Consider the following 18,993-nt stretch of genomic DNA (forward strand, 5'->3'; position numbering starts at 1 on the left):
AGGCTAGCAGCATGTATGGATGGATACGCAAAGCATTGGCCAACTACGCCAACTCGACCGGGCGCGCCGGCGCGACCTACAAGAAGTTCTGCAATCCGAATGCCCGTGACTGGGGCGCTTACCTGACCCGCTGGGGCCAGTTCTATTCCGTCGGCAGCAACGTCCATATCAACCCCGGGTGCAACGTCACCGACCCACGCCTGGTACGCCTTGGCAGCAACGTCGGGTTATCGGATTGCACGTTGATCGGCCACGACGGCGTGGTCGCGCTGATCGAGATCTGTTACGGCAAGCAACTCGATTCAGTCGGTTTCATCGACATCCGCGACAACTGTTTTATCGGCCACGGCGCAATCGTGATGCCGCGCGTGACCATCGGCCCGGACTCGGTGGTTGCCGCTGGGGCCGTGGTCACCAAGGATGTGCCGCCCGGTACCGTGGTCGGTGGCAATCCGGCGAAGTTCATCTGCACCACCGAGGCGTTGATCCGGCGCGTCGAGGAACGCTGCGCCGCCTACCCCTGGATAGACCTGGTCAAGCAGCGCCAGGGTGCCTATGACCCGGCATTGGAGCCGGCCCTCGCCGCTGCGCGGGGCCAGTACTTCTTTGGGGATGGCAGCAATGGCTAGCAAACCTGTCGATGTGATGGTGGTCAACTTCAATACCGCCGGCTTGCTCCAGCCGATGTTCGACGCCCTGCGCCAGGCCGACGGCGACAAGTTGGCGAGTTACCTGGTGGTGGACAACGCCTCGGTCGACGATTCGGTCGAGCGCCTGGCCAAGGTCTGCCCCGAGGCCGTAGTGGTCAGCAACCAGAAGAACGTCGGTTTCGGCCGGGCCAACAACCAACTGCTGGCGCACCTGAACGGCAAGTACGCGTTGCTGCTCAATACCGATGCGTTCGTCGCCAGGGACTCCCTGGACAAGACCCTCGAGTACATGGACGCGCACCCGGAATGCGGGGTGCTGGGCGTACGCCTGGTGGGGCGCGACGGTGACCTGCAACCCAGTTGTCGCTACTTCCCGACCCCCTTGAACGTGTTCGTGGCACGCACCGGGCTCGGGCGCTTCTTCCCGGGGTTGAAGATGGTCGACGAGATGAACTGGGACCACGGCTCGGTGCGCGAGTGCGACTGGTTGCCTGGCTGCTTCTACCTGGTGCGGCGCGAGGTGCTCGACCAGGTGGGCCTGTTCGACCCGCGCTACTTCCTTTACTACGAGGAAGTCGACCACTGCAAACGGGTCAAACAGGCCGGCTGGAAGGTGGTGTTCTATCCCCACACCACGGTGGTGCACATCGGCGGGGAAAGCTCCAAGTCGGTCGCTGAGCTTGAGGCGGCCAGCCGCCAGATATCGGCCTACCAGATCGAAAGCGAACTGCTGTATTTCCGCAAGCACCATGGGTTGGCAGGGTTGGCCCTGCATATGGCGCTGGTGACCCTCGGTGATCTGGTGCTGGCCCTTAAGGCTTTGTTGAAAGGGCGGGGGCGGGCAGCCATCACGGCTTGTTGGCGGCATTGTCGGGCCACCTGGGCACTGTTGTTCGATACCCGTTTCGCAAGCCAACCCACAAGGTAGGTGATGCCATGTTCGAGAATATTCGTGCCGATCTGCGGGCCCATGGGGGCGACTGGGGCGCCCAGGGCTTCTGGGTGTTGCTGGTCTATCGTTTCGGGCGCTGGCGCTACGGGGTGCGCCCGGCGTTGCTGCGCAAGCCGCTGTCGCTGGTCTACAAAGTGCTGTTCAAGTGGGTGCAGATACTGACCGGCGTCGAGCTGCCCTGTGAGGTGCAGATCGGCCGCAACTTCGTCATCGACCACTTCGGCGGCATCATCATCAGCGGCTATGCGCGTTTCGGCGACGATTGCCGGATCCGCAACGGCGTGGTGGTGGGGTTGAAGAATGTCAGCGAGCCGACCGCGCCGGTATTCGGCAACAACGTCGATATCGGCGCCGGCGCCAAGGTGCTGGGCAACATCCGCATTGGCAACAACGTAGTGATCGGCTCCAACGCCGTGGTGCTGGTGGACGTGCCGGACGACTGCCTGGCGGTCGGGGTGCCTGCGACCGTCAAGGCGCGCAAGCCCGCCGAAGCAGAGCCGTGCTCATGAGGCAGGCAACACTGCCCAGCGCCAGCAGGAGGGCGCCATGCTGACAGGGATTGGCGTTGTAGTGATCGGCCGCAACGAAGGCCAGCGCCTGCAGCGCTGCCTGGCGTCACTGGCCGGTTGCGCGCAGCAGGTGGTGTATGTCGACTCGGGCTCGACCGACGGCTCGCAGGCCTTGGCCCAAGGCCTGGGCGTCGAGGTGCTGGCGCTGGACATGACCCGGCCCTTTACCGCCGCACGGGCACGTAACGAAGGCTTCGCCTGCCTGCAATCTTTGTTGCCGACACTAGGCTACGTGCAGTTCGTCGATGGTGATTGCGAAGTCATGGACGGCTGGCTGCAGCAGGCCTGCGAATTTCTCGATGCACGGCCGGAAGTGGCGGTGGTGTGCGGTCGGCGCCGCGAGCGTTTCCCGCAGCATTCGGTCTACAACCTGCTGTGTGATCTGGAATGGGACACACCGGTGGGCGAGGCCCGGGCCTGTGGCGGTGATGCGTTGATGCGTGCCGATGCGTTCAGGGCCGTGGGCGGCTTTCGCGCGGGGCTGATCGCCGGGGAAGAGCCCGAACTCTGTATTCGCCTGCGCGGTCGCGGCTGGAAGATCTGGCGCCTGCCCGCCGAAATGACCCTGCACGATGCCGCCATGACCCGTTTCAGCCAGTGGTGGCGGCGCAGCCTGCGCGCAGGCTACGCGTTCGCCGAGGGCGCCTTCCTGCATGGCGCGCCGCCTGAGCGGCATTGGCAGCGTGAGTCGCGTCGTGCCTGGCTGTGGGGGCTGGGCATACCGCTGGCGATCGTGGCTGCGTGTGCACTGCTGGGCGGTTGGGGGCTGCTGCTGTTGCTGCTCTACCCGCTGCAGGCCGTGCGCCTGGCGCGCCGTGGTGGCCGCTCGGTTCGCGAGAACTGGCTGCAGGCGGTGTTCCTGGTGCTGGGAAAGTTCCCGGAGATGTTCGGGCAGGTGCGGTTTCTGTTGAACCGGTTCACTGCCGGCAAGACGGTGTTGATCGAGTACAAGTGAGAGGCCCATGGCGTTCAGATCGTTACTCAAGAGTGTGCTCACTTTGCAACCCGGCTATTCATTGCGGGCGTTGAACAACAAGTTCAAATTGCTGGTGCTGATCATCACCCAGTGGACCGACCTGCGGCCGTTCCTGCGGCACATGGAAGCTGCGCTGGGCAAGGAAGGCTTCGACAAGCTCGGTGTCGATTGCATCGGCATGGTGCAGTGGCCCTATGTCAGCAAGTGCTGGTCGGTGCGGGAACGTCTCGACGCCGTGGCTTCGCACTACCAGGTGGTGACGGCGCAGTTCCCGACCCTGTTGCTGCTGGGCCGGGACGAGCGGCGGACACTGTGCGATCTGTCAGGCATTTCTGCCGACTGCACCCTGGTGCTGGACCGGCCGATCTGGTTCAAGCGCGAAGGCGAATTGGTGCTGAACCTGTTCCAGGGCGACCTGCGCGTGGCGTCACTGGCCTTCACCCTGCAGCGCACGGCGGCGGGCCTTTGCTTGTTCATCGGCGCGGTGCAGGGCATCCACAAGGGTATCGACAGCGAGCGCTCGCTGGCCATTTACCGCGACCTGACCAAGGACTTCGAAGGGCTGCGCCCGCGCAGCCTGCTGCTCGAGGCGCTCAAATGCCTGGCCAGGGCGGTCGGGGCTGACGGCCTGTATGCGGTGGGCGACGCCTATCGGCACCATCGCCATCCCTACTTTGGCGCCGAAAAGTCCCAGGACCTGGCCGCCAACTACGACGCCATCTGGCTGGAGCATGGCGCAGTACCCAGCGAGCGCGAAGACTTCTTCAGCCTCCCGCTGGCGGCGGCGCAACGTGCGGCGGAGGACATAGCGCCGAAGAAACGCGCCATGTACCGCAGGCGCCAGGCCTTGCTCGAGGCGTTGTTCGCGCAACTCGAAGCGGCGCTGGCGGCCGGCGCGGACCCGCTGCAGGTACATCGGCAACGGCTGGGCTATGCCCTGGTGTTGCAGGAGGCCAGTGCGCCGACAGCCGCGCATTCGTGGTTGGCAAAGGCTGCGGGGTTGTTCCGTCAGGCCCTGCGCGAACCCCGGGCCGACCAGCGTTTTGTGGCGTACATACGCAAGGCCGGGCTGTATCCGACCTTGAGAAAGACCTGGCGGGAGCTGTTGCGCCATGGCCCGGCGCTGCTCTGGAAACCACCCGCCGAGCAGCGTCACGACCTGCCCCTGGACGCCCCTGGCGTGGCGGCCAGTACGCTGTTCCCCGGGCACGTCCTGATGATTTGCGAGAGCGACCCAGTACAAGCGCTCGATGGCCGCCCTGCGCAACTGCGGCAAATGCTGGTCGAGCTCGGCTACACCTGCACGGTGGCGGATTGGCGCAATCCGCAAGACTGCCTGAATGCCCTGCAAACCTGTGCGGCGGTCATCCTGCACCGTTTGCCTTACTGCGCGCAGTTGTCGAGGCTGCTCGAAGACGCCAGCCGCCTCAAGGTCACCTCTTGCTGGGATACAGACGAGTTGATCTTCGACCCGCAGGCGTATCGCCAGGGTAACGACCTGAACGGCTTGCGTGACACCGACGTGGGCAAGCTGATGGCGGCCGTGGCCCTGCACCGGCAGGCACTATTGGCGTGCGAGTGCGCGATAGCGTCGAGTGCGGTGCTGGCGGCGGCGATGCAAGAGGCGGGGGCCCGGCAAGTCACGGTGGTCGAGTGCAGCCAGCAGTTGGGCCAGGTCTTCCCGGCCTTATCCGGCGTTCGCCCACGCAGGCTGCTGTCGGCGAACATCTTCTTCGCCCCCAGGAGTTTCGGTGGCGCCACGGTCGTCGCCGAGCAGATGGCGCGGTTGCTGGCGGCCACTTCGCCCTGGCAGCAATTCGTGTTCACATCGCTACCGACGACCGACACGCCCGCCTACAGCCTGTTCCGGTACCAGGCGCAGCAGGCTGCGGTGCTTGGCATCGGCCTGCCTGACCAGCGTTCGGCCCTTGAGGACTTCGAAAACCGCGCAACCCTGCCGCTGTTCGACGCCGTGCTCGAGCGCGTCGCCCCGGACCTTGTGCACCTGCACTCGATCCAGGGGCTGGGTGCGCTGCTGGCCGAAAGCTGTGCGCGGGCGGGCATACCCTTCGTGGTGACCTTGCATGATGCGTGGTGGATCTGCGGGCGCCAGTTCATGATCAACGGCCAGGGGCAATACTGCGGGCAAACGCGTATTCGCGCCGAAGTGTGTGCCGCCTGTGTCGAGGATGCGCCGCTGAACGCCTACCGTCAGCAGGCCTTGGCCACCACCCTGCGCAAGGCCAGCCTGCTGCTGGCGCCAAGCCACTTCGCCCGCGACCTGTACGTGGCCAATGGCTTCGATGCGGCGAAGATCCGCATCAACCGCAACGGCATCCTCGCCCCCGGCGCGGGCTACCACAAGCAGCCGGGGGCATTGCTGCGCTTCGGTTTCGTCGGGGGCAACACAGCGATCAAGGGCATCAACCTGATCACCCAGGCGTTTGCCGGGCTACCCCGCTCGGACTACGAACTCAAGGTGGTCGACAACCTGCTGCACCTGGGTTTCCGCTCGTTCAACCGGCACAGCGTGAAGATTCCGGGCAGCGTCAGCATCATCCCCGGCTACACCCAGGACGACATCGACGCGTTCTTTTCCGGCATCGACGTGTTGCTGTTCCCGACCCAGTGGAAAGAGACCTTCGGCCTTGCCGTGCGCGAAGCGCTGGTGCGTGACGTCTGGGTAATCAGCACCGACGCGGGGGGCACGGTCGAGGACATCGTCGATGGCGTCAACGGCACCATCATTCCGTTGAGCTCCGACCCACGGTATCTGCGCGAGGCTCTGGCCGATGCGCTTGAGCACCCGGAGCGCTTTGCGCACCCACACAACGCGTTCAAGGGCAGCATCACGCTGTGCAGCGACCAGGCCCTGGAGCTCCAGGGCATCTATGCGGACGTCATCGCGGGCACTGCCACGGCAGACCCTGCGCCGTCAGCCATGAAAAGCCTGAAGTAGAGGGCCGGGTGCCGCCGGGGGCGGCCCAGCTCATTCATCACGCGGGTATGGACTCGGATTCCTATGCGCATTGCTTATTTCATCAATCAGTACCCCAAGGTCAGCCACAGTTTCATTCGCCGTGAAATCCTCGCGTTGGAGCGCCAGGGTTTCGAGATTCAGCGCATTGCCTTGCGTGGCTGGGATGCCGAACTGCAGGACGACGAGGATGTGCGCGAGCAGGGCAAGACCCAGTACGTACTGCAAGGCGGCGTGAAAGCCCTGCTCAAGCCCGCGCTGCAGGTGTTGCGCCAGCAACCCGGGCGCTTTTTCGCAAGCCTGTGGCTGGCCCTGCGCCTGGGCCGGCGAGCTGACCGGGCATGGCCCTACCACTTGATCTATCTGGCCGAGGCATGCCGTGTGCTGCAGTGGCTGCAGGCGTCGGGCGCGGTGCATGTACATGCGCATTTCGGCACCAACTCGACCGAGGTGGTGATGCTGGCCCGCGCCTTGGGGGGGCCGGCCTATAGCTTTACCGTGCATGGCCCCGAGGAGTTCGACAAGCCGCAGTTCCTGCATATGGGCGAGAAGGTGCGGCGCGCCGCATTCGTCGCTGCGGTCAGCTCTTACGGGCGCAGCCAGCTGTTCCGCTGGGTGGCGCACGAGCACTGGGGCAAGGTCAAGGTGGTGCACTGTGGCCTGGAGCGCAGCTTCCATGATGTGCCCGCCGTGGCTGTACCCAGCGCGCCGCGGCTGGTGTGTGTTGGTCGGTTGTGCGAGCAGAAAGGCCAGTTGCTGTTGCTAGAGGCCGCACGGCTGCTGGCGGCGCAGGCGGTGGAATTCGAGCTGGTGCTGGCTGGGGATGGCGAGATGCGCGAGCAGCTGGAAGCCCTGATCGCCCGGCACCGCCTGCAGTCGCAGGTGCGTATTACCGGCTGGATCAGCAGCGCACAGGTACGCGAGGAGATCCTCGCCGCCCGTGCGCTGGTCTTGCCAAGCTTCGCCGAGGGCTTGCCGGTGGTGATCATGGAAGCCATGGCCTTGCGCCGCCCGGTGCTGACCACCTATGTGGCGGGTATCCCCGAGCTGGTAACCCCAGGCGAGAACGGCTGGCTGTTCCCGGCGGGGGCCGTGGAGGAACTGGCCACGGCCATGGCCGATTGCCTGGCGCAACCTGCGCAAGTGCTGCAGCGCATGGGGGAGGCGGCGTACCAGCGCGTGCTGCAACGCCATGATATCGATACCGAAGCGGCCCGGCTGGCCAGCTACTTCAAGGCATCCGCATGATCAACCTATTGAGCTGGCTGTTGGGCGCCGCGGCGCTGCTGATCCTGTTACCGGTGCTGGTACTGTTCGTCCAGGTGTTGCTGGGCTGCCTGCCCGCCCGGCCGCTGCCCATGGCCACCGGCAAGCGGGCGCGGGTGGCGGTGCTGGTGCCGGCGCACGACGAGGCCTCGGTCATTGCTGCCACCCTCGCCAGCATCACTCCGCAACTGGCCGCAGGTGACCGCCTGTTGGTGGTGGCGGACAACTGCAGCGATGACACCGCCACGCTTGCCCGGCAGGCGGGCGCGCAAGTGGTCGAGCGCCAGGATGATCGATTGCGGGGCAAGGGCTACGCACTGGATTTCGGTGTGCGCTACCTGGCGGACGACCCACCGCAGGTGCTTATCGTCATCGACGCCGACTGCCTGGCGGACGCGGGCGCTATCGAGCGATTGACGCGTTGCTGCAGCGAGACTGCGCGGCCCGTGCAAGCCCTCTACCTGATGCATGCGCCAGCAGGTGCCGGGCTGAAGGTACAGATCGCCGAGTTCGCCTGGCGGGTGAAGAACCTGGTGCGCCCGCGCGGTTGGGCGTGGTTGGGCCTGCCTTGCCAACTGATGGGCTCGGGCATGGCGTTGCCATGGCGCGACCTTGTACTGATCGACCTGGCGCACGGCCACCTCGTTGAAGACCTGAAGATGGGGCTGGACCTGTGTCGCAACGGCAAACCACCGCTGTTCTGCCCGCAAGCGCAGGTCTACAGCCAGTTTCCGAGCAGTGACGAAGGCCTGGCAATACAGCGTACTCGCTGGGAACACGGCCACCTCGGCGTACTGCTCGCTGACGCCCCCCGGCTGCTGCTGAGCGCGTTGACTCGACGCAACGGGCGCCTGTTGGCCATGGCCATCGACCTGATGGTGCCGCCGCTGGCCCTGCTGGTGCTGACATTGATGGCATTGCTGGGCCTCACGTGGTTGGCGTATGCGCTGTTCGGCATGTTGTTGCCGGCATTGCTGGCCACGCTGGCCATGGTTCTGCTGGGTAGCGCGGTGCTGCTGGCCTGGCTGCGCTTCTGCCGTGAGCAGATGCCCTTTTCGGTGTTGCTGTATGCCCCTTGTTACGCGGCGAAGAAGATCCCGTTGTACCTGGGGTTTCTGGTGCGACGCCAGGTGGAATGGGTACGTTCGAAACGGGATGACAGCTGATGACGGATCGTACATGGCAACGGCGCTGGGCCACTGTCGTCGACAAACTGCAGGTGGTGGCTGACGCAGCTGATGAGCAACGGCTGCTCGACACCTTGTTGGCCCCGCAAGCACCCACTGTGCTGGGATTCGTCAATGCCCACGCCATGAACCTGATGGCGGGCAACGGTGAATTCTACAAGGCGCTGGTGGCCGCCGATGTGTTGCTGCGAGACGGTTCGGGCATGGGGCTGCTGTACCGCCGGCTGGGCCTTGCGCCAGGGGTGAACATGAACGGTACCGATTTCATCCCCCGTGTGCTGGCGGCCTGCAAAGGCCGACGGGTTGCCCTGTGGGGCACCCGGGAGCCTGCCCTGGCCCAGGCGGCGCAGCACTGCGAAGCCCGCTTCGGGGTGCGGCCGGTGTCGGTGCACGATGGCTTCGCCGACGTGGAGACCTATCTGAGCCTTGCCCGCGAACTGCAACCCGAGGTAATCGTGCTGGGCATGGGCATGCCCAGGCAGGAGCTGGTTGCAGCCCGGCTGGTGGCCGTTGCCGGGCCATGCCTGGTCGTGTGCGGCGGGGCGATCCTGGACTTTCTGGGGGGAGGGGTGGAGCGGGCCCCAGCCTGGGTGCGACGGCTGGGCATGGAGTGGCTGTACCGCTTATTGAAGGAACCCAGGCGCTTGTTTGGCCGTTATGTACTGGGTAACCCCTTGTTTGTTTTGCGCACCCTGGCCTGCAGCAAGGCGCGTGGCACAGCCGGTTCCAGTGTGCCGGGCAGTGAGCCCTGATCCGTCTTAATGGTGGCGCGCCGCAGCGATGGCGCAGTACTGCTACAGTGATATCAATCGCCGCCAGACAGCAAAAACAATAAACAGGCGAAGCATCAGCCCCTGAATGAACGCCATCCTGGTGGCCGGACGCTCAGGCGGGCTCTTGAATCAGGGGGGCTTGCCGCATGCAGGGATCGATAATGCGCGCTCATGTTTACGCCATCCGTGGCACCTCAATCACAGCAGTGAAATACAACGTCGGCAGGCTTGCCGGGGTGCGACCGCTATCGCCTGTGGCCATGCCGCTGCCCAGGGTTGCCTGGGCAAAGACGTCCGTTGATTTTGTATCGTGTTCAGCCTGATGCAAGGGTGTTCGCCACGCTCACATTGATCGCTCACATTGATGAGGCCTGACAATGGTTTTGGAACCCAGAAGCAGTCGTCCCGTACTCCAGCGCAGAAGCAACGTCAGCAACGCGGTGCAGGCGGGCCTTGACGGTATTGCGGTGACCGGTGTCGCCTGGTACCTGATCTACGAACAGTTTGGCTACATCACCTCCGACTACGTGATCATGCTGCTGTTGCTGATCGGCGCGTTGGCGGTCATCTACGACCACTACGCCATCTACCGCACCAACGTCGGCTTGACGGTCAAGGCATTCAGGCTGTTCAAGGCCTGGTCGGCGACGTTCTGCTTCCTGGTGGTGATGGCGTTCCTGACCAAACAGAGCGAATCCTATTCGCGGCTGCTGGTCGGGGAGCTGTTCGTCATCGGCTATTTCGTCCAGCTGTTCCTGCACATTGCCGTGCGCGAAGTGCAGAAGCGCTTCATGGCCCATGCGTACCGCATGGAAAACGCGCTGATCATCGGCAACGGTGAACTGGCCGATTTCCTTTATCGCAAGATCAGCAACAACCCCTGGTTCGGCGAGCGGGTGGTGGGTTGTGTGTTGTTCGACGAAGCCGATGCAGTGCCGCGGGCCGAGGGGCAGCAGGGGCCGCCCGTGCTTGGGCATATATCCGCGCTCGATGAGATCGTCGCGCAGCACGCCATACGTACGGTGTACCTGGTAACGCCGCTCGGCGGTTCCGAAGTGATCAACGATATCTACTTGAAGCTGCTGGAAAAATGCATCGCCGTGAACTGGGTGCCGGATATCTTTTCGCTGCGCCTGATCAACCACAGCGTTCGCGAAATCGCCGGGATTCCGGTATTGACCTTGTCCGAGACACCTTTGACCGGCATGAGCCTGTTCCTCAAGAATGTCGAGGACCGGGTGCTGGCGGCGCTGATCCTGCTGTGCATTTCGCCGGTACTGCTGGTTGTCGCCCTGGTCATCAAGCTCGATAGCCCTGGGCCTGTGTTCTTCCGCCAGGAGCGTATGGGCTGGACCGGCGAATCGTTCCGTATCTGGAAGTTCAGGAGCATGCATGTGCACCAGCCTGAAGCCGGTGTGCTCCAGCAGGCCCAGAAGAACGACCCGCGGTTGACCCGGGTGGGCGCCTTCATCCGCCGTACCAGCCTGGATGAGCTGCCCCAGCTGTTCAACGTGCTGACCGGGGAGATGTCGCTGGTGGGCCCGCGCCCCCATGCGCTGCAGCACGACACCCAGTACTCCCAGGACATCGTCGACTACTTTGCCCGCCACAACATCAAGCCCGGCATGACTGGCCTGGCCCAGGTACGTGGCTTCAGGGGCGAAACCAAGGACATCGCGCAGATGGTCCAGCGCGTCAATTCCGATATCGAATACATCAACAACTGGTCGCTGTGGCTCGACTTCGTGATTCTGGTGCGCACGCTCAATGCCTTCACCGGCAAACACGCCTACTGAGAAGTGTCGAGCTGACCGGCGGGCCGACGGCCGGTCACACATCCCGGCATGCAGCACTACACTTGCCCGGTGATGGCGACCTGCCTGCATCGGCCTGGTCGCCCCTTCAAGGATGAAAGACCCAGTCACTGTCGGTCCGCAGCGCGGACCGGCGGTGTCCTGCAAGGAGACGCAGGTCGATGGTCATCAAGCGAACGAGCAAGGTTCGCGTGCCAGCAATGGCCCGTGAGCCGTCGAAAAGTGGCAATGAACTCCAGGGAGCGGTCGAAGGGTTGCTGGCAAGCCCGCTGTTCGTCAAGTCGCGGCGCCTGGGCAGCCTGCTCAGTTACCTCGCCCAGCGCAGCCAGCAGGGCGGCGAGGGCATCCCCAGCGAATACGATATCGGCATCGCGGTGTTTCGCCGGGATCCTGCGGTGTACTGCACGGGCGACGACCCGGTGGTACGGGTGCAGATCGGTCGCCTGCGGCGCAAGCTTGCGGACTATTACGCCACGCATGGGGCTCATGAGCCGTTGCGCCTGAGCGTGCCTGCCGGAGGTTATCGGCTGTGCTGCGAACGGTGGGGCGCGCCGTTGGCCGATGGTCGGCCGGCGGTACTGTGCGTGCGGCCGTTCAGTTGCCTGACCAGCCTGGGTGGGGCGTTCGCGCGGGGGTTGGGCGAGGAGTTGTGCGACTTGCTGTTCCATGGTTTCGAGCGTGCCTCGGTGCGCGTGCGCTTACCACGGGGGGCTCCGACGCCAGGCGAACTCACCCATGAGCATGCTTACCTGCTTGAGGGCAGTGTGCGGGCCGAAGCCAACCGTGTGCGGGTGGCGGTGCGTCTGCTCGACGTGGGGGCGGGCAGCCTGCTCTGGTCGGCCCGTTTCGACCGAGGCGGACCATTGCTTATCGCAACCGAGCAGGAGCTGGCCGAGGCCATCTGCCACTGCGTGATCGGTCAGTTCGTCCGGCACGCAGGGTGATACCGCCGGGGCGAACCCCGGCGGCCAAGGCTCAGGAAGGGATGATCCACTTCTGGTCGGAGTACATGTAGGTGGCGCTGTTGGCGAAGGTCAGGTCGATCTCCTGGGCATTGGAGCGTGAGCTGCTGAACATGGTGCTGGTCTGCACGTCCTGTTGGAACCACACCAGGATGCTTTCCTTCGGCGTGAGGCTGGTGCTGCCCTGTACGACCGCACTGGTGGCCACGTAGATCGGTGTGCTCACCTGCTTGCCGTCGATGCCGGTGGACAGCTGGTTGACGCCCGGATGGATCGAGCCGTACTTGTTGATCAAGGTGACCGCCGTTTCCGGTCCACCGGTGGAAGGCGCCCCGAGTATGCCTGCATCGTCGAGGATCGATTGTTGCCCGAGGCCGATGGTGACGATATTGGTGGCCGTGGTCACCGTGACATTGTCCTGGAAGGTGTTGGTGCCAAACAGCTGGTACTGGGGCGTCCAGCTGAAAGTGTTGTTCATCAGGTACTTGTCGTAGGACTGCCAGACCACGTTGTACGCAGCGTCTCCGACCTTCTTGGCGAAGCACAGCTTGTACTTCCCGTCCTTGAGCGTACGCAGGTCATCGGCGGCAATCTGGATGTTCACCGATTTGGTAACGGCATCGGTGATGGTGCGGAACAGATTGGCGTAGTGGCTCTGCTCCAGGGGCTGGGTTCGGCCAAGCAGGGCCTTGACCGCTTGTTGCACCTGTTCCTGGCGCTGCTGGGCGACGGCGAGCTGTTGTTTGCTTGCGGCATTCGAATTGCTCATGATGTCCCTCTGTCCTTGTTGAGTGATGATTGCCGAATTCCGGCCTGTGCCGGCGTGTCGACCAGGCCACTCTAGGCGGGGCAGGAGGGCCGGCGAAGTATCACGGTGTTACAAGGCAGCGGCGGTCATGCCGCCCACTCAAATGAACAAGGGCCGCGATGCGGCCCTTGTTGCTAGGTTATGTACGAAAAGTATGGTCATCCTGCGTTGTGGGAGCGGGCTTGCCCCGCGATCTGCCGCAACGCGGCAGCCTACGGCATCTCTGACACCATTTGATATCGGGTAAAGGAGCGCTTCGCACTCCATCGCGGGTCAAGCCCGCTCCCACAAACTTTTCGCACAGAGCCAAGAGCAGATGCGCAAGCAAGGCTCAGGCAGTGCTCTTCACGTTGGCGTCGGCCCAGGTGAAGTTCCAACTGGTGCGCTTGCCCTTGGCCACTTCGATGAGCTTGTTTTCGTAGGTCGTGTGGCTGATCTCGCCGGTGAACGTCAATGTGCGTGCGCTGTTGTTGCCTGTGACTTCGCCCGGCGTGCCATTGCTCAGGATCATCGCTTTCTTGAGGTCTTCCGCGGATGGCGCGCTGGCCTGGTTTTTCTCTACGGTTACGAAATGCATGGTTACACCTCCTGTGTGGTTTGAACCTCGGCACGGCGCGGCGCGCCGGCCGAGGGGCACACTGTAGGCGCGTGGTGGGCAGGGGCTTAAGTTACAAGGCAGGCGTCGAAGTAACAGGGCGTAACTCCGTGGTGGATACCCCGGGTGGCCTTACGCACCAGGCAGTGACAACGGGTGCAACGCCCTGAATCCCTGCGCCTCTTCCACCAGCCAGTCATGCACTGCCCGGGCGCCGGGCTGGGTCAGCCCGCCGGGCGGGTAGTGCAGCACGTAGCGCTTGTGGTTGGCGATCGGTACGCCGAACGGCACGATCAGCGCACCGCGCTCAAGCTCATCGTTGAGCAGGGTGCGCCGGGCGATGGCCACGCCGACACCGGCAATCGCCGCCTCGATGGTCAGGTGGTTGCGGTTGAAGGTGTGACCACGACGCACGTCCAGCCCGCCGGCGCCGATACCGTCCAGGTAAAACTCCCATTCGGCATATTCCGAGCTGCCGCGCCAGGCGGTGATGTCGTGCAGCAGCGGATAGTGCACAAGGTCCGTCGGCCCGTGCAGCGGCGGGCGGCCGCGCAGCAGTGCAGGGGAGCAGACCGGGAAGATCTGTTCGTCCAGCAACGGGGTGGACAGCATGCCCGGGTAGCTGCCGTCGTTGAGGTCGATGGCCAGGTCGAAGTCATCCGGGTGCAGGGCCTGGTTGCTGTCCTCGGCCACCAGGCGCAGCTCGATGTCGGGGTAGCGCTGTTGGAAGCGCGGCAGGCGCGGCGTGAGCCATTTGGCCAGGAACGACGGGATCGAGCGCAGGCGCAAGGTGCCACGGATCTCGCCGGCATCCAGGCGCAGCAGCTCGGCCTCGATGCTGCCATAGGCCTCGGCCACGGTCTGCGCCAGGCGCTGCCCCTCGGCCGACAGCTCGACGCCGCGGGCGCGCCGCAGGAACAGGCGATAGCCCAGGCGCTCTTCCAGTTGGCGCATCTGCTGGCTGACGGCGCCGGGGGTGATGTGCAGCTCTTCTGCACAGCGGGTGAATGACAGGTGCCGCGCCGCGCAGGCAAACACATGCAGCCAGACGTACACCTGGCCGTTGAGTGGACCTTTCATTGTTTAGTCCTGCTAAAGGCTTGTGTAGGAAGTTTCGTTGGTCATGCCGACCTGGGCGCGTCAGTATCGCCCAACTTTGTAATACCGTTCAATTTTTCCAGAGATCCGTGGTGTGCGTTGTACGGCTGCCACGGTCAGGCATTAGCATGGCTATCAGTGTTTTCGACCTTTTCAAGATTGGCATCGGCCCATCGAGCTCCCACACCGTCGGCCCCATGCGCGCCGCGGCAACCTTCGCCCTGGCCCTGCGCGAGCGCGGCCTGCTGGCCCAGGTGAGCCGGGTCGAGGTCCGTCTGTACGGCTCGCTGTCGGCCACCGGGGTTGGCCATGCCACCGACCGTGCCTGCCTGTTGGGCCTGATGGGCCAATGGCCGGATCGCATCGACCCGCACAGCATCGAGCCACGCATCGACCAGTTGATGCAGGAGCAGTGCCTGATGCTCGATGCCAGCCATCCGATCGAGTTCCAGTACAGCCGTGACATGCGCCTGCTCGACGAGAGCCTGGCCTATCACCCCAACGCCATGACCTTGGAAAGCTTCGGCGCCCAGGGCAGCCTGTTCAGCCAGACCTACTATTCGGTGGGTGGCGGATTCATCGTCGAGCAAAGCGAAATCGACGCACCCCAGGTTGGCGGCGCCGAGGTCGAGCTGCCTTATGAGTTCTCCAGCGCAGAAGAGCTGCTGGCGCTGTGCAAGCAACATGGGCTGAGTGTCAGCCAGCTGATGCTGGCCAACGAGCGCGCTTGGCGCTCGGAAAGCGAGATACGCGAAGGCCTGCTGAACATCTGGGCCGCCATGCGCGAGTGCGTGGTCAACGGCCTGCGCAATGAAGGCATCCTGCCCGGCGGGCTCAAGGTCAAACGTCGCGCCGCGCGCCTGCACCGCAGCCTGCAGGAGCTGGGCAAGCCCAACGTGATCGGTTCGACCCTCAGCGCCATGGAGTGGGTCAACCTGTTCGCCCTGGCGGTCAACGAAGAGAACGCCGCTGGCGGACGCATGGTCACCGCGCCCACCAACGGTGCGGCGGGGATCATCCCGGCGGTTCTGCACTACTACATGAAATTCAACCCCGGCGCCTGCGACGACGACGTGGTGACTTTCCTGCTGGCGGCGGCCGCGGTGGGCATCCTGTGCAAGAAGAACGCCTCGATTTCCGGCGCCGAAGTGGGCTGCCAGGGCGAGGTCGGTTCGGCCTGCTCGATGGCTGCCGCCGGCTTGGCCGAGGTGTTGGGCGCCACGCCGTCGCAGCTGGAAAACGCCGCCGAGATTGCCCTGGAACATAACCTCGGGCTGACCTGCGACCCGGTCGGTGGGCTGGTCCAGGTACCGTGCATCGAGCGCAACGCCATTGCGGCGGTCAAGGCGATCAATGCCGTGCAGATGGCCTTGCGTGGCGATGGTGAGCATTTCATTTCCCTAGACCAGGTGATCCGCACCATGCGCGATACCGGTGCCGACATGCACGCCAACTACAAGGAAACCTCACGCGGCGGCCTGGCCGTGGCGTTCGTCGAGTGCTGACAGCACGCCAGGCATGCACTTGACCACTGTAGGAGCAACTGTCTCGCTCAACTGCTAAAGCCAGCGCGATCCCTGTGGGAGCGGGCTTGCCCCGCGAACACGGGCGAAGCCCGTGCCACCCCGCGCGGCACAAGGCCGCTCCTACAGAAGCTATGCAACACATGAGGCCGGCAAGCCGGCCCCACCCTGCAACACCCGCTGTACCTGCGACAAAAACAACTACAAGGCGATACCCATGACTGATGTACAAAGCACCACGACCCTTCGTGCGGATTCGGCTGCCCCGGCTACGGCCTCGGGCTCGACCACCTGGAACCGCCACGACACCACCTGGGCCCTGGGCCTGTATGGCACCGCTATTGGTGCCGGCACCCTGTTCCTGCCGATCAACGCTGGCGTCGGCGGCTTCTGGCCGCTGCTGATCCTGGCGCTGCTGGCGTTTCCCATGACCTTCTTCGCCCACCGCGCGCTGACCCGCTTCGTGCTGTCCGGGCGCAAGGGCGGCAGCGAAGACATCACCGAGGTGGTGGAAGAGCACTTCGGCGTTGGCGCCGGCAAGCTGATCACCCTGCTGTATTTCTTCGCCATCTTTCCGATCCTGCTGGTGTACAGCGTGGCGCTGACCAACACCCTCACCAGCTTCTTCGAACACCAGCTGCACCTGAACGCGCCGCCCCGTGCACTGCTGGCGCTGCTGCTGATTTGCGGCCTGATGATCATCGTGCGCTGCGGCCAGCAGCTCATCGTCAAGGCCATGAGCCTGCTGGTCTACCCCTTCGTCGCTTCGCTGCTGTTGCTGGCGCTGAGCCTGATCCCCAACTGGAACGGTGCGTTCTTCGCCCAGGCCAATGAGGGCCTCAGCGCCTCGAACCTGATGCTCACCCTGTGGTTGGCGATCCCGGTGATGGTGTTCTCGTTCAACCACTCACCGATCATCTCGGCCTTTGCCGTCGACCAGAAACATCGCTACGGCGTTGACGCCGACCGCAAGAGCGGCCGCACCCTGGCCACTGCCCACGTGATGATGGTGCTGACGGTGATGTTCTTCTGCTTCAGCTGCGTGCTGGCCCTGAGCCCTGAGAACCTGGCTGAGGCCAAGGCGCAGAACATCTCGATCCTGTCGTACCTGGCCAACCACTTCCAGACCCCGGTGATCGCCTTCGTTGCGCCGCTGATCGCGCTGGTGGCGATCACCAAATCGTTCCTGGGCCACTACATCGGCGCCAGCGAAGGCTTCCAGGGCATGATCGTCAAGAGTCTGCGCGGGCGTGGCAAAACCTGGCCGGCCAAACGCCTGGAACGTGCCACGGCGCTGTTCATGGTGGTGACCTGCTGGGCGGTGGCCACACTCAACCCGAGCATCCTTGGCCTGATCGAAGGCCTGGGTGGCCCGGTGATCGCCTGCCTGCTGTTCCTGATGCCGATGTATGCGGTGCACAAGGTGCCGGCGCTGCGTCAGTACTCGGGCAAACTGTCGAATGTGTTCGTCGTGTTGATTGGCTTGATCACGCTGTCGGCGATCGTCTACAGCTTCGTCGCCTGATCTTCCGTCGCCAGATGCAACAAGGCCGCTGTTCCTGCCGGGCAGCGGCCTTGTCGCATCTGGCGACGGCAGCGGGCTACTTGGTCTTGTGCTGCAGCGCCACGAAACTACGGCGCATGTCGCTGGCCCAGCCATCGAGTACCGGCTTGACGTCGGCCAGGGTGAGTTTCTGCGTGTCGTTTTCCAGCTCCTTGCCACTGCCTTTGCGCACCACCTGGGCCAGCACTTTCTGGCTGGCGCCATCGAGGAAGGCCGCCTCTACCGCGATGTCCACATCCTGGTCACGCCCACCGGCGGCGGTGTTGACCGCTGCTGCCACCAGGGCGATGGGGATGACTTCGTAGGGCTTGAGGCCTTCGTTGCTGGTGGCCACGGCGGTGATCGCCGGGCGCACCACGATGGTGTTAGGCCCAGGCTCCTTGACCAGCGTCAGCACACTGCCCAGCTCGCGGCGCATGGCTTCGTTGAAGTAGCGGGTGATCTCCTGCAGGGTCTGCGCCGAGATCACGTTGGTCGGTTGTGGTTTGGGGTAGAACTGGCTCGGCTCGATGAACACCTTGGTGTACTGGCTGGCTTTCAGGTTCGGGTCGACCCAGCGCATCACCGGCGCGCCAGAGACACTTTCAGCCGGCTTCAGGCGGCTGTAGTCCTTGAGAAAGCCAGAGTAATCCTTGGGGTCGACGCGGTTGCTGGAGCAGGCAACCAGGGCAAGCAGGGCTGCGCACAACAGGGTGCTGCGAGACAGTTGCATCATGATGGCGGTGTCCATGAGTGAATTGGCCAGAACAACGCTAGCAGGTGCTTGGCGGAAGGCCAGCATCCCGCTCGATTCTGATAGCCGTTTCGGACATCCATGCCCGAAGCAGCCGACTTTCATTGAATACGGAAGCTGGAAAAGTATGCCCTTTACGGGTATGGTTTGGAGCGTTGGATATGGATGTCTATAAAAGAAGGGCGTTCGCTCGTTGGCAGCTTGGGCTGCGGTGTACTGATGGAGGTCCACTGTGACCAGCAAACTCATTGAATCATTGCGTGATGACCTGTGTGCCCTGGAGCGGGCGGGCGCGGTCGGCAAAGTCACGCTGCGGGATTTCGAAGCAATTTGCCCGGCGCCCGTGCGGGCATTCACCGCTCAAGACATCAAGCAATTGCGTGAAGCCCTCAATTTCAGCCAGCCGGTGTTCGCCCTGCACCTGCATACCAGCGCCTCCACGGTGCGCAAGTGGGAGCAGGGCGAAACACGTCCGGCGGGGCCTGCGTTGAAACTGCTCAATGTCATCGCTGACAAAGGCCTGCAAGCCATCCTTTGAGCAAAACC

17 protein-coding genes and 1 pseudogene are annotated in these 18,993 nt (G+C 63.9%); 14 read left to right on the forward strand and 4 right to left on the reverse strand.

The features are described 5' to 3' along the window. Positions 1 to 11 precede the first annotated feature (11 nt). From LOY51_RS12575 to LOY51_RS12620, 11 genes and pseudogenes are all read left to right on the forward strand, one after another. Positions 12 to 629, forward strand: coding sequence for an acyltransferase (locus LOY51_RS12575; RefSeq protein ID WP_125858493.1), 618 nt, complete (start codon positions 12 to 14; stop codon positions 627 to 629). Then, on the forward strand, positions 622 to 1,578 hold the full coding sequence (locus LOY51_RS12580) for a glycosyltransferase family 2 protein (RefSeq protein WP_125858494.1): 957 nt from the start codon (positions 622 to 624) through the stop codon (positions 1,576 to 1,578). Before LOY51_RS12575 ends, LOY51_RS12580 begins: the two co-directional genes overlap by 8 nt. 8 nt (positions 1,579 to 1,586) lie before the next feature. Beyond that, positions 1,587 to 2,111, forward strand: a complete 525-nt coding sequence (locus tag LOY51_RS12585; RefSeq protein ID WP_125858495.1) for a serine O-acetyltransferase — start codon at positions 1,587 to 1,589, stop codon at positions 2,109 to 2,111. A 37-nt stretch (positions 2,112 to 2,148) separates the two neighbouring features. Further along, positions 2,149 to 3,126 (forward strand): glycosyltransferase family 2 protein, encoded by a 978-nt coding sequence (locus tag LOY51_RS12590; RefSeq protein WP_258646420.1) that lies wholly within the window; start codon positions 2,149 to 2,151, stop codon positions 3,124 to 3,126. A 7-nt stretch (positions 3,127 to 3,133) separates the two neighbouring features. After that, a pseudogene (locus LOY51_RS26975) lies at positions 3,134 to 4,033 on the forward strand (DUF535 family protein); the annotation flags it as partial. 729 nt (positions 4,034 to 4,762) lie between these two features. Continuing rightward, positions 4,763 to 6,106, forward strand: coding sequence for a glycosyltransferase family 4 protein (locus tag LOY51_RS26980; RefSeq protein WP_309475595.1), 1,344 nt, complete (start codon positions 4,763 to 4,765; stop codon positions 6,104 to 6,106). A 63-nt stretch (positions 6,107 to 6,169) separates the two neighbouring features. Beyond that, positions 6,170 to 7,372, forward strand: a complete 1,203-nt coding sequence (locus LOY51_RS12600; protein WP_125858498.1) for a glycosyltransferase — start codon at positions 6,170 to 6,172, stop codon at positions 7,370 to 7,372. Next, positions 7,369 to 8,556, forward strand: a complete 1,188-nt coding sequence (locus LOY51_RS12605; protein WP_258646423.1) for a glycosyltransferase family 2 protein — start codon at positions 7,369 to 7,371, stop codon at positions 8,554 to 8,556. Before LOY51_RS12600 ends, LOY51_RS12605 begins: the two co-directional genes overlap by 4 nt. Continuing rightward, entirely contained in the window at positions 8,556 to 9,329 is a 774-nt protein-coding gene (locus LOY51_RS12610) for a WecB/TagA/CpsF family glycosyltransferase (RefSeq protein WP_125858500.1), read from the forward strand. The genes LOY51_RS12605 and LOY51_RS12610 overlap by 1 nt, the downstream gene beginning before the upstream one ends. A gap of 398 nt (positions 9,330 to 9,727) precedes the next feature. Further along, positions 9,728 to 11,146, forward strand: coding sequence for an undecaprenyl-phosphate glucose phosphotransferase (locus LOY51_RS12615; protein WP_125463950.1), 1,419 nt, complete (start codon positions 9,728 to 9,730; stop codon positions 11,144 to 11,146). Positions 11,147 to 11,325: 179 nt separating this feature from the next. Continuing rightward, positions 11,326 to 12,108 carry a hypothetical protein gene (locus LOY51_RS12620; RefSeq protein ID WP_223277205.1) on the forward strand — a complete coding sequence of 261 codons (783 nt, stop codon included), beginning with the start codon at positions 11,326 to 11,328 and terminating at the stop codon, positions 12,106 to 12,108. Positions 12,109 to 12,139: 31 nt separating this feature from the next. Here LOY51_RS12620 and LOY51_RS12625 read toward each other — a convergent pair whose 3' ends face one another. The 3 genes from LOY51_RS12625 to LOY51_RS12635 all read right to left on the reverse strand — a co-directional run bounded on the left by LOY51_RS12625 (position 12,140) and on the right by LOY51_RS12635 (position 14,609). Beyond that, entirely contained in the window at positions 12,140 to 12,895 is a 756-nt protein-coding gene (locus LOY51_RS12625) for a hypothetical protein (RefSeq protein ID WP_110992647.1), read from the reverse strand. A 370-nt stretch (positions 12,896 to 13,265) separates the two neighbouring features. Next, positions 13,266 to 13,511, reverse strand: coding sequence for a hypothetical protein (locus LOY51_RS12630; RefSeq protein ID WP_125858502.1), 246 nt, complete (start codon positions 13,509 to 13,511; stop codon positions 13,266 to 13,268). A 150-nt stretch (positions 13,512 to 13,661) separates the two neighbouring features. Continuing rightward, on the reverse strand, positions 13,662 to 14,609 hold the full coding sequence (locus LOY51_RS12635) for a LysR substrate-binding domain-containing protein (protein WP_125463953.1): 948 nt from the start codon (positions 14,607 to 14,609) through the stop codon (positions 13,662 to 13,664). A 146-nt stretch (positions 14,610 to 14,755) separates the two neighbouring features. Here LOY51_RS12635 and LOY51_RS12640 point away from each other — a divergent pair, with 146 nt between their 5' ends. Together LOY51_RS12640 and LOY51_RS12645 are read left to right on the forward strand one after the other, a co-directional pair. Further along, positions 14,756 to 16,132 (forward strand): L-serine ammonia-lyase, encoded by a 1,377-nt coding sequence (locus tag LOY51_RS12640; RefSeq protein WP_258646424.1) that lies wholly within the window; start codon positions 14,756 to 14,758, stop codon positions 16,130 to 16,132. Positions 16,133 to 16,367: 235 nt separating this feature from the next. Continuing rightward, positions 16,368 to 17,675 (forward strand): serine/threonine transporter, encoded by a 1,308-nt coding sequence (locus LOY51_RS12645; RefSeq protein ID WP_125858503.1) that lies wholly within the window; start codon positions 16,368 to 16,370, stop codon positions 17,673 to 17,675. A gap of 76 nt (positions 17,676 to 17,751) precedes the next feature. Here LOY51_RS12645 and LOY51_RS12650 read toward each other — a convergent pair whose 3' ends face one another. Then, positions 17,752 to 18,429 (reverse strand): DUF3313 domain-containing protein, encoded by a 678-nt coding sequence (locus LOY51_RS12650; protein WP_125463956.1) that lies wholly within the window; start codon positions 18,427 to 18,429, stop codon positions 17,752 to 17,754. 250 nt (positions 18,430 to 18,679) lie between these two features. Between LOY51_RS12650 and LOY51_RS12655 the strand changes: the two genes are divergently transcribed. Further along, a complete protein-coding gene (locus LOY51_RS12655; protein WP_125858506.1) occupies positions 18,680 to 18,985 on the forward strand; it encodes a helix-turn-helix domain-containing protein in 306 nt (101 codons plus the stop codon). The last annotated feature ends 8 nt before the right edge of the window (positions 18,986 to 18,993 follow it).

The sequence above is a fragment of the Pseudomonas sichuanensis genome, assembly GCF_024749065.1.
Lineage (GTDB): Bacteria > Pseudomonadota > Gammaproteobacteria > Pseudomonadales > Pseudomonadaceae > Aquipseudomonas > Aquipseudomonas sichuanensis.